The 10598-nt window shown below is 26.9% G+C and carries 7 protein-coding genes and 1 pseudogene; 2 read left to right on the top strand and 6 right to left on the bottom strand.

All coding sequences use genetic code 11. The features are described from left to right. Positions 1-317 precede the first annotated feature (317 nt). From CNZW441b_RS06255 to selA, 3 genes are read right to left on the bottom strand one after another with little or no spacing between them, the layout of a single operon-like run. Entirely contained in the window at positions 318-1028 is a 711-nt protein-coding gene (locus CNZW441b_RS06255) for a bifunctional thiol oxidoreductase (protein WP_216681313.1), read from the bottom strand. 46 nt (positions 1029-1074) lie between these two features. Next, positions 1075-2871, bottom strand: a complete 1797-nt coding sequence (gene selB, locus CNZW441b_RS06250) for a selenocysteine-specific translation elongation factor (protein ID WP_131165885.1) — start codon at positions 2869-2871, stop codon at positions 1075-1077. Beyond that, entirely contained in the window at positions 2868-4199 is a 1332-nt protein-coding gene (gene selA, locus CNZW441b_RS06245) for an L-seryl-tRNA(Sec) selenium transferase (RefSeq protein WP_131165884.1), read from the bottom strand. The genes selB and selA overlap by 4 nt, the downstream gene beginning before the upstream one ends. Before the next feature lie 68 nt (positions 4200-4267). On the opposite strand from selA, the gene CNZW441b_RS06240 reads away from it, so the two are divergent. Continuing rightward, positions 4268-5926 carry a 4Fe-4S dicluster domain-containing protein gene (locus CNZW441b_RS06240; RefSeq protein WP_131165883.1) on the top strand — a complete coding sequence of 553 codons (1659 nt, stop codon included), beginning with the start codon at positions 4268-4270 and terminating at the stop codon, positions 5924-5926. Here the strand turns inward: CNZW441b_RS06240 and CNZW441b_RS06235 are convergent. Together CNZW441b_RS06235 and CNZW441b_RS06230 are read right to left on the bottom strand one after the other, a co-directional pair. Further along, positions 5907-6710: an alpha/beta hydrolase gene (locus CNZW441b_RS06235; RefSeq protein WP_131165882.1), complete on the bottom strand. Its 804-nt coding sequence runs from the start codon at positions 6708-6710 to the stop codon at positions 5907-5909. The two genes, CNZW441b_RS06240 and CNZW441b_RS06235, sit on opposite strands and share 20 nt — an antisense overlap. Then, the gene (locus CNZW441b_RS06230) at positions 6707-8002 is read right to left on the bottom strand and encodes an MFS transporter (RefSeq protein WP_131165881.1); all 1296 of its coding nucleotides are present in this window, start codon (positions 8000-8002) and stop codon (positions 6707-6709) included. Before CNZW441b_RS06230 ends, CNZW441b_RS06235 begins: the two co-directional genes overlap by 4 nt. A 126-nt stretch (positions 8003-8128) precedes the next feature. Between CNZW441b_RS06230 and rdgB the strand changes: the two genes are divergently transcribed. Then, entirely contained in the window at positions 8129-8743 is a 615-nt protein-coding gene (gene rdgB / locus CNZW441b_RS06225) for an RdgB/HAM1 family non-canonical purine NTP pyrophosphatase (protein ID WP_131165880.1), read from the top strand. Here rdgB and CNZW441b_RS06220 read toward each other — a convergent pair. Further along, positions 8737-10569, bottom strand: a pseudogene (locus CNZW441b_RS06220) (efflux RND transporter permease subunit); the annotation flags it as partial. The gene rdgB and the pseudogene CNZW441b_RS06220 sit on opposite strands and share 7 nt — an antisense overlap. Positions 10570-10598: the final 29 nt, after the last annotated feature.

Genomic DNA, 10598 nt, shown 5'->3' with positions numbered 1-10598 from the left:
TTTTATGGTTTTTATGGTTTTTATGGTTTTTATGGTTTTTATGGTTTTTATGGTTTTTATGGTTTTTATGGTTTTTATGGTTTTTATGGTTTTGCACGCTAATATACTTTTAAAGTTATTAAAAACTTTATGCTTTAACTATATATAGTTTATATGCTTTTAAGTTATAACTTTATCTTTTATGCTTTTAAAAGATATAAATATGTATTTGTGATAAGTGTTTGACATAAGAATGTTTTATAGAATTTTTGATTTGTAAAATTAAAATATTTTTGTAGTGTTTTGTGTTAAATAATCAATGCTTTAAAAAGCATCGATTATTTTATAATGGTTGGAGTAGCACTAAGTCCTAAAGCTCTGTATTTTTCATAAAGGGCAAAAGCTTCTTTGAGTTCACTTTCACTTACCTTTGGATAATTTTTGATATCTGGAGCAAAGTATTTGTTCATAATAGCGATTTTTTCTTTATCATTTTTAGCTTTTTTGGTTTCTTTATAAATTAGAGCTGATTTTTCAAAAGCGCTTTTTCCATGAACTGGAGTGATGATAAAATTTACTTGATATTGTTTTAAATCCTCATCGATATTTTTTAAATGTTCTCTACAATAAGGACATTCTGGATCTGTAAAGACGTAGATCGCAGGTTTGTTTTTATCTCCTAGTTTGATAACCATTTTTTCTTTTTCTGCTACAGCTTTAGCGTTTTTGATAAAATTATTTCTAGCGTCTTGAAATTTTTTCATTTCATATTCTTGACGATAAGAAATTTTTGATTTTAAATCGATAATATCAGGAACTATAATATCATCTTTTGTAAAAAGAATTTCTTCTTGTTTTAAGCCATCGATTTCAACACTTAAAATCACGCTTTCAAATCCAGTATCACCAGCTTTTTCTCTTTTTTCGATATTGATTTTTGCATTAGGAAATTGGGCTTTGATACTTTGTGAATAAAAATCACTGATTTGGGCATTACTAGCTGCAAAAGCTAAATTTGCAATGCTTAAAATTAAGGCAAATTTTTTCATTATTTATATCCTTTTTGAATTGATTGTTTAATTTTATAATACTAAGTTAAATGCTTGTTTTTAAAAATCTTTTTTCATTGATTTTTTGAACTTTTTCATTTTTATCTAGGTATTCTAAATAAGCTATGGCATATTTTCTAGAAAGATTAAATTTTTCTTTAACTTTTTGGACATCAAGGCTTTCGTGTTTTAAAAGTTCTAAGAATTCTTTCATTAAATTATCCAAAGCCTTTTTTTCTATAAAAAGATTATGAGCTAATCTTACTACAAGGGAATTTTTTGTGAGTTTTTTTAGTATCTCATCGCCACTTTTTCTATCAAGATCTAAAAAATCATAGATATTATACGGCGCTTTAGGATAAATTCCTTGTTTTTTAATGATATTAAAAAGTTCGTTGTTATTTTTTTCTTCTATTTTGTTAAAATCTATCCCTTTTTTAAAATATATTCCTTTATTTAGGCTAAGTTCTTTTGTATTTTTTAAAGCAAGCTCGCAAAAACTTTTACTAGCCCAAGGAATTCTTAAGGCTAAAGAGTGCGCTGAAAGCATGGCGTAAGGATTTTTTTCTATGATAAAAGTGATGAGTTTTTTTATTTGTTCTAAGTTGTTTAATGTATAGATATTTAATTCTTTCTCATCTACAAAAACATTATCAAGTTCTTTGGCTAAATTTAAAGCATCTTCGTGTCTTAGTTTAAACCTTTGATAACTTGATAATAAGCCAAAACCGTATTTGTGAATTTCTTTAAGATAGTTAAAGCTTTCTTTTAGCTTTTCTTCTTTTAAGAGATTTAAAAGCTTGTTTTTTGCTTCTTTTTTTAAAGGCTCACTTACAGGGTTTAAAACTCTTCCTCCACCTACAACGCGGTTGTTTTGAAGTAAAATAAATCTTTCGTTAAAACATAAAAAAAGATTTTTTTCAAAATTTAAATGAGCAAAAAATTCATCGTTTTTTAATTGTTTGAGTATAGAGATTTTGCATTCTATTTGTTTTGTTCCAACGCAAAAAATCATTTTTTCATTTTTTAAATTTTTTGCTTTTATTAAAACGTCGCATTCTTTAAAGGCTTTAAAATAACCTTTTTTGCTAAGTATATAACCCTTTTTGAGTTCTTTATGATCGCAATTTAAACTTAAGGCTACGCGGTTATAAGCTTTTATTGTAGTATGATTTGTTTCGTGATTTTGTATATTTTTGATGATAAGTTCTTTTTGATTGTCAAGACATATGATCTTTTCATTAAGGCTAATGCTTCCTTCATTAAGGCTTCCAGTAACTATGGTTCCTATACCTTTTAGAGAAAAGACTCTATCTATATAATAACGAAAAATTAAATTCTCATTTGCATTTTTGCATTCTAAAGTTAAAAGATAATTTTTTAAATTTTCTATACTTTTTGTATCTTTAATGGAAGTATAAAAAATTTTTATAGGAGTAAAATTTAAATTTTTTAAAATATTTTCACTTCGTTCTTTTAAATTCTCGCACAAATCACATTTGCTAAATATCAAAATAATATCTTTTATCCCTAAAAGTTCTAGGACTTCTAGGTGTTCTAAGCTTTGTTCTTTTAAGCCCTCATTGATATCTACAACAAATAAACAAGCACTAAAACCAAAGGCTCCGCTGATCATAGTTTTAACCAAATCTTTATGTCCTGGAACATCGATAAAAGAAATGCGCTTATCTTTGAAATTTAAATTTGAAAAGCTTAAATTGATAGTTATTTTTCTATCTTTTTCTTCTTTTAGGGTATCACCTTCAAAACCATTTAAAGCTTTGATTAAAGAGGTTTTTCCATGATCTATATGCCCAGCCGTTCCAATGAGTAAAGAATTCATAATGTATCCATTGAATTTATGATATTGATTAAATGAGGTAGTTCATCTTCTTTAATACTTCTAAAATCAAGAATAAAATTTTTGTTTTCAACGCGTCCTATGATATTTTTTTCTCTAAATTTTTTTTGCAAAAATAAAGCTTTGCCCTCAAAAGCTAAAACGAAAGTTTCTAAACTTTTATCGGGCATAGAACCTCCCCCAACTAAACTTTTACTTTTTTGAAGTGAGGTTTTAAATTTTATATTTTTTTGAACTTTTAAAGCTTTTTGTTTGATATGATCTAAAGAGTCGTTTAAAAGTTTTAAAGTGGTGATTTTTTCAAATTTTTTTTCTAAATAAAATTTAAGCGTTTCATTTAAAAAAGTAATGCTTAGTTTATCCACTCTTAGCATTCTTAAAAGTTGATTTTTTTTAAGTTTTTCTATGAATTTTTTCTTTCCTAAAATAATACCAGCTTGCACAGAGCCAAAAAGTTTATCCCCACTAAAACTTAAAATATCACAATTTTTCAAAAGTTTTTTAACTTCTGGTTCATTTTTACTTAAATGCGGATTAAGATTTTCACACCACCCTGATCCTAAATCATAATAAAGTATTAATTTTTTCTTTTTAGATAGGATCTTTAATTCTTCTAAATTTGTTTCACTTTGAAAACCAAGTAAAGAAAAATTGGATTTATGCGTTTTTAAAATTAAAGCAGAGTTTTCATTTACGGCTTCTTCATAATCTTTTAAATGTGTTTTATTGCTAGTGCCAACTTCATAGAGTTTTACCCCTGCTGCTTTAATTACTTCAGGGATTCTAAAACTTCCACCAATTTCTACAAGTTCTCCTCTTGAGCTTATCACTTCTTTATCTTTGGCTAGGGTGTTAAGGATCAAAAAAACTGCTGCTGCGTTATTATTTACCACTAAAGCATCTTCACACTCAAAAAGGATTTTAAATTTTTCTAATAAAGAATCGTATCTTGAGCCTCTTTTTCCCGTTTGAAGATCAAATTCTAAATTAGAATAAGAACAAATGAGTTTTTTGCAATTTTCATAAAGTTCTTCATCAATCACACTTCTTCCTAAATTTGTATGTATTACAACACCGCTTGCGTTGATGAGATTTTGAAGATCATTTTTTAAGAAGTGTTTGATTTTATTTTGAATTTCGTTTAAGATTGCTGTTTTTTCTATATTTTCATTTAAATTTTTTTGTAGTTTTTTTTTCATTTCTTTAATGACACATTTAGAAAAATAAGTTCTAAGATATAAAGGATAAGTTTTTAAATTTTCATCTTGTATCAGGCTAGAAATTTGCGGAAAGTCTCTAAAATTGTTCATCTTAAACCTTAAGAAAATATTTTGCTATTTTAACATAAAATTTATAATCAAAGTTTTTAAGGTTAAAAATGCAAGATTTTGTTTATGTAAAAAATGATTTTTTAATCCCCTTAGAAGATGATATTAAAATGTTAGAAAAACCAAATGAAGATGAGTTTTTGATTTCAAATGATAAAAATCAAAAGGCACAAATTTATGCTCCTGAAATTAATTTTTATCTTAAAAATTCAAAAGATAGTATTTTAAAGAAAAGTAAAAATGTTTCAAAGCTTTATGAAGCAAGATTGATTGCTTATGATTTGGGGCTTGATTTAGAACAAGTTAAAGAAGTAGGTAAAAATATCATTTTAGTGGATATTAAAGAAGAAATTAGTGATTTTTTAAAGAGTAAAGATTTTAAGGTTTTGAGTTTTAAAAATGATGAAATCATATCTATTTTTGGATCGATTGGTGAGCTTTGTGCTATAGTAAAAAAAGACAATGAAGAGATTGAGCTTGATTTTGATATTTTGCTTTTTAATAAGAATTTAGAACAAGTGCGTCAAGACTTTATAAGACAAAGTGGATGTTTTGATATAGGATCTTTTAAGGATAATGAAGAACTTTTTGAATTTTTAAACCAAAAAACTCCAAAATATCATTATAAAACCTATATCACTTATGATTTTAATATATGTCAATATCATCAAAGACGCAGTGAGCATTGTGCTAAGTGTGCTGAAATTTGTCCTACAACAGCTATTTTAAAAGATGATGAAAAAAGAGAATTAGAATTTTCTCAAATTGATTGTTTAGGGTGTGGGGGGTGCATTAGCATTTGTCCTAGTGGTTCGCTTGATTATGCTCCTATGCCAAGGAATAGTTTTTTTGAAATAGCAAGTTTGTATAAGGGGCATAAAATTGTGATTATTCCTAAAAAAATGCCTTTAGAAAATTTAGAATTAAATTTAAAAGAGGATATTTTGCCTTTGATGATAGAAGGAGAAAAATGGCTTTCTAATATGCATTTTTTAACCCTTTTACAAAATAGTGGTGCAAATTTAGTTTTTTATACAGATTTTATTTCAAAAGGAAGCAATGAGGCTATCAATCTTTTAAATACTGTTTTTGAGAGAAAATTTAATAAAAAGGCCATTTTTGTGGCTAAAGATAAAAAAGAGCTTGAAAATGCTTTGGAGCAATTAGAATTTATCGAAGGGCTTTCTTTTGAACTTCATTCAAATTTTCTTACAAGCAGAGAACTTTTTGCTAAGAGATTAGAGCATTTAATCGCTGATGATGATTTAGGCAAGGTAGAAAGTGGGGAATGGTTAAGATATGGTCAAGTTTTGGTCAATCCTGATACTTGCACGCTTTGTCTTTCTTGTGTAGGAGCTTGTAATGTAGGAGCATTGATCGCTGATTCTAAAGAAAATGCTTTAAAATTCAATCCCTCGCTTTGCACTACTTGTGGATATTGTGAGGTAAGTTGTGCTGAAAAAGATACCTTAAAACTTGTGCGTAGTGGTATAGAACTAAATAAAGATTATTTTAAATATCATACTTTAGCAAAAGATGAGCTTTTTGCTTGTATAGAATGCGGTAAAGAATTTGCTACAAAAAAAGCAGTTGAAAAGATAGCTAATATTATGAAATCTAAATTTAATGGTGATGAAAATAAAATTAAAACACTTTATTGTTGCGCAGAATGTAAGGCTAAAGTGATGATTAAAACGATGATGATTTAAGAAAAATATCTTTAGCATAGATCATAGCTTTGTTAATAACACTTCCATGCGTTTCATTTTTAAAAAGTTTAAAAGAGCTTTTGCAAAAACTTTCTTGTGAAATTTTTTGACTTAGTTCTTTAACGCTTAAAGAAGCATTTCTTTTTCTTTCAGCAGATCCTAATGCAAAATAGATTTTAGGGCATGTTGATAATTTTATTTTTTCTGGTAAAAATTTAGTTTGGTTCCACCATAAAGAAGGAGAAATAATAAAATAATGGCTAAAAAGTTTGCTATCCTTTAGTAGCGTATCAAGAGCAAAAAGTCCTCCAAAAGAATGCCCAAAAATAGCTTTATAATTTTTATCACTTCGATAGCGTTGTTCGATATAAGGTATGAGTTGTGTTTTTAAGAAAGTTCTAAAATTATCACTTCCACCACCTTCTTTAAAACTAGCTTTTTTATCCGGCGTGTAATCTTTTGTTCTATTTTTAATGTCAAAAGCTAAAGGAGTATCATAACCTATGCCTATAATTAAAAGATCTTCTTTTATGGGTTTAGAAAAAAGATTTAAAAATAAAGGAAAGAAAGCATTGCCATCAAGTAAATAAATAGTTTTGTATTGTTTGGCATTTGTATTATTTGTTGCGATAAAAATTTTATAATTTGTATTATGATGAGTGAAATAAATAGCTTTTTCTATAAAAAAAATCTTTTTTGCGGGTGTTGAAATTTCTGGAATTTTTTGATCGGGTTTAGCAAAAGCAAGAGATAAAAGAAAGAGATAAAAGAAAAATTTATTCATATTTTCACTTCTAATTCCTCTTTATTTGTGAGTTTGCTATCAAATTTGATCACTAGATTTTTTGAGTTTTTATAAATATCTACAACCCCTTTAGTGTGTAAAAGTTTATTCCAATTTAAAGGTGTATTAAGATTTAGATAAAGATTTTTAAATTCGGCTGGATTTTTTAAAAATAAAAGTAAAATAAACCAAGATATAGATAAAACAACTAAAACTATAGTTAGAATCTCAAGCTTATCAAAATGCAAAAACAATCCTCCTACAATCCCCCCAACAAAACTACCCCCATAACCAAAAGCATTAAATACTCCTAAGGCTACACCTTTTTCATGGACTTTGCAAAATTTTGAAGCACAAGATTGCATAATGGGTTCGTGCAGGTTAAAACCTATAAAAAAGATAATAACTGAAAAAATGAAAAAGTTGATAGAATGCGAAAAAGTAAAACATAGATAAGAAAGTATGAAAAAAAATACCCCAATAAGTAAAATTTGTTTAGATAGGTTTTTTCTCTCTCCTAAGCTTCCAGCAAATCCCATAGCAATAAATCCTGCTATCATTGATATAGTATAAATAATCCAAAGTTTATCTTGTGCAAAATTAAAATGTTTTACTAAGATGATAGGAATAATTAAAAATGCAATACTCATAAGCATTTTTTGCATAAAATTAGTGATATTCATAAGAGCTAAATTTTTTTGTTTAATAAGATGAAAAAAAGGCGTTTTTTTGTTTTCGTGTGAAAGCTTATTTTCTTTTGGAACTATAGTATAAAGTAAGATAATACAAAGAAGTGTTAAAAAAGCACTTAGATCAAAAAGACTTGAAAGCCCCCATTTAGCACTCATTAAAGGAGAAATTACCATAGAAGCTGCAAAACTAATTCCTATAAAAGAGCCCATTATAGCCATAGCTTTGCCTCTATTTTCTTCATTAATAAAATCGCTAATCATTGCAGTAGCCACAGCTCCTATAGCACCAGCTCCTTGAAGCATTCTTCCAATAAGCATAGTATAAATATCATTTGCAAAAGAACAAATAAGTGATCCTATAATGAAAATAATAAGCCCTAAAAGCATAGTTTTTTTACGTCCGATTTTATCACTTAGTATTCCAAAAGGTATTTGAAAAACCATTTGAGTTAAAGCATATACACCTACTAAAAGCCCTACTAAAAACTCATTTGCAGCTTCGAGTTTAAGTGCATAAAGACTTAAAACAGGCAAAACTATAAAAAGTCCAAAAAATCTTGTTCCAACAATGAAAGATAAAGCTAAAATAGTATTAAACATAAAATTACCTAAGGATTTAATTTAGGATAATTTTACTATTAATAATATTAAGTAAGTATTAAGTTTTATCTTATTTAATAAGATTAAAATTCTAAATAATAAAATAAAATTTATCTGAGGTATTTTATGTTTAAAAATAAAATTATACTTGCGACAAATAATGCTCATAAGGTTTATGAGTGTAAAAATATTTTGACAAATTATGAAGTTTACGCATTTGGCGATATTATACAAGCTTTTGATATAGAAGAAAATGGCACTTCTTTTAAAGAAAATGCCCTAATAAAATCAAGAGCAGTTTTTAATGCTTTGGATAAAGATAAGCAGAATGATTTTATTGTTTTAAGTGATGATAGTGGAATTTGTGTTGAGGCTTTAGATGGAAAACCTGGTATTTATTCTGCAAGATTTTCAAAATCGCAAACTGATAAGGATAACCGTAAAAAACTTATAGACGAGCTTCAAAAAAAAGGTATTTTTGAAAGTAAAGCTTTTTATACAGCAGCTATTGGAATAAGTTCTAAATTTGGAGATTTTAGTTCGCATGGATGGATGCATGGAAAAGTGATTTGTGAAGAAAGAGGAGAAAATGGTTTTGGTTATGATTCTTTGTTTATCCCTGATGGTTTTACAAAAACCTTAGCTCAGCTTGAAGATCGTGATAAAAATCTTATTTCGCATAGATTTAAAGCCTTAAATTTAGCACAAATTTTGATTAAAGTGCTAAGCAAGGCTTATTGATTTTTCTTAAAAGTAATTAAAAGACTAGGAAGTAAAAATAAACTTCCTAGCAAAAGTAGTATCATTACAAATATAGTTAAGGCTCCAAAATAAATTGTTGGTATAAAATTACTACTCATCATTACACTAAATCCTAAGATGATACTTATACTTGTATAATAAAGTGCTGATCCTATTGAATTATGTGTATTTAAAATAGCTTCTTTTATATTTTTATTTTTAATGGTTTGTTTAAAACGATAGATATAATGAATAGCATCATCAACCCCTATACCCATAGAAATAGCAGCTATAGTTATACTCATCATATCTAAAGGTATATTTAAAATTCCCATAAGAGCAAAAACAACACTAATTGGGATAATATTTACAACAAGGGCGATAATAGAAAATTTTAAATCTTTAAATATTAAAATAAAAAGAATAAATATTACTAAAATAACAAATATCAAAGTGTTAAATTGCGATGAAAAGAGACTTTGAAGCATATTATTATAAAGCACCATAACTCCGGCAATTTGCACTGAAACATCATCATTTTTTAAGAGTTCGTTTAATTCTTTATTTAATTCTTTTAAAAATTCATTACGGCGTAAATTCGGATCAGAATCTATAATGCGCATAGTAAATCTTAATTCGTTTTTGTCTATATTTACAAAAGGAGAAAGTAAATCTTTTTTAAAATCATTGGGTAAATTTTCATTTAAAAAGGCCAGAGCAAAATCATCTAGATCTTTACCATCATTGATATTTTTTCCCAAAGTTAAAAGACTATTTAAGCTTAAAACAGAACCTATATATGGTTTATTTTCTAGATATTGATGTATTTTTTTTACTATGCGAATTTTTTTTGCATTAAACCAGTATGTTTTTTCATTGCTTAAAGCTTCAAATTCATTTTCAAAACTGTCTAAATTATCATTATTTCGAAATTTAGAATTTTCTTTAAATTTTATAATTATATCTAAGGGTAAGGTTCCGCCTAATTTTGTATCAATTAGCAATAATCCTTTTTTTATCTCGCTTCCATCTTTAAAATAATTAACAAAAGAATTTTCAACCCTTAAAAAAGAAATTCCAGCTAGTGCAAAAATACTTGCTAAAAAAGTTAAGGTATAAATTAATTTTCTATGATTTAAACTTGATTTTGCACAAAAATTTAAAAAATTGAATTTAAATTCCTTTTTACTATAATTTTTTGGCTTTAAAAGAACTAAAATACTTCCTAAGAAAAGATAACTAAGTATTAAGCTTAAGCTTATGCCAATACTCATCATAATCCCTAGTTTTATAATAGGCTCTATATTTGAAAAAACTAAGCTTAAAAATCCTATCATTGTAGTTAAAATAGCGTAAAAACTTGGCTTTGCTTTGGCTAAAAGGGTCGCAAGAATGACATTTTGTATTTTAGCGTGTGGAAATTTGTTAGAGCATTCTATAAAATGCGTAATTAAATGAATTACCACGCTAAGAGTTATGATAAGAATTAGTGCTACATAATTAGAAGAGATGACAGTAATTTTAAAACCAAGCAAAGCAAAAATTCCACTTGCAGAACTCAGGCTAATAAAACAAATAAAAAGAGGCAAAAATACAAAGCGTAAAGATCTGAAAAAATAATACAAGGCTAAACTAAGTAACAATATAAGAGCAAAGCCATAAATTAAAAGATCATCTTTTATATAAGAAATCATATCTTCAGCTATTAAACTTATGCCACTAATATAAAGCTCATCTCCATTTTTTTGATAATTTTGCATAATATGCTTGATTTGATCTAAGCTTTTTTTTGTAATGATTTTTTGTGAGTTTTGATGTTCTTGGATTTGATTTTGGTATTTTTCTTTTTGTGATT

It is taken from the genome of Campylobacter novaezeelandiae (assembly GCF_018968685.1).
GTDB classification, from domain to species: Bacteria; Campylobacterota; Campylobacteria; order Campylobacterales; family Campylobacteraceae; genus Campylobacter_D; species Campylobacter_D novaezeelandiae.
Note: the sequence above shows the minus strand (reverse complement) of the source record. Positions and strands in the feature narration are given on the sequence as shown.

Coding starts and splice junctions, on each gene's coding strand:
- CNZW441b_RS06255 (WP_216681313.1), bottom strand. CDS start 1,028: ATGAAAAAATTTGCCTTAATTTTAAGCATTGCAAATTTAGCTTTTGCA.
- CNZW441b_RS06230 (WP_131165881.1), bottom strand. CDS start 8,002: ATGTTTAATACTATTTTAGCTTTATCTTTCATTGTTGGAACAAGATTT.
- CNZW441b_RS06240 (WP_131165883.1), top strand. CDS start 4,268: ATGCAAGATTTTGTTTATGTAAAAAATGATTTTTTAATCCCCTTAGAA.
- selA (WP_131165884.1), bottom strand. CDS start 4,199: ATGAACAATTTTAGAGACTTTCCGCAAATTTCTAGCCTGATACAAGAT.
- rdgB (WP_131165880.1), top strand. CDS start 8,129: ATGTTTAAAAATAAAATTATACTTGCGACAAATAATGCTCATAAGGTT.
- selB (WP_131165885.1), bottom strand. CDS start 2,871: ATGAATTCTTTACTCATTGGAACGGCTGGGCATATAGATCATGGAAAA.
- CNZW441b_RS06235 (WP_131165882.1), bottom strand. CDS start 6,710: ATGAATAAATTTTTCTTTTATCTCTTTCTTTTATCTCTTGCTTTTGCT.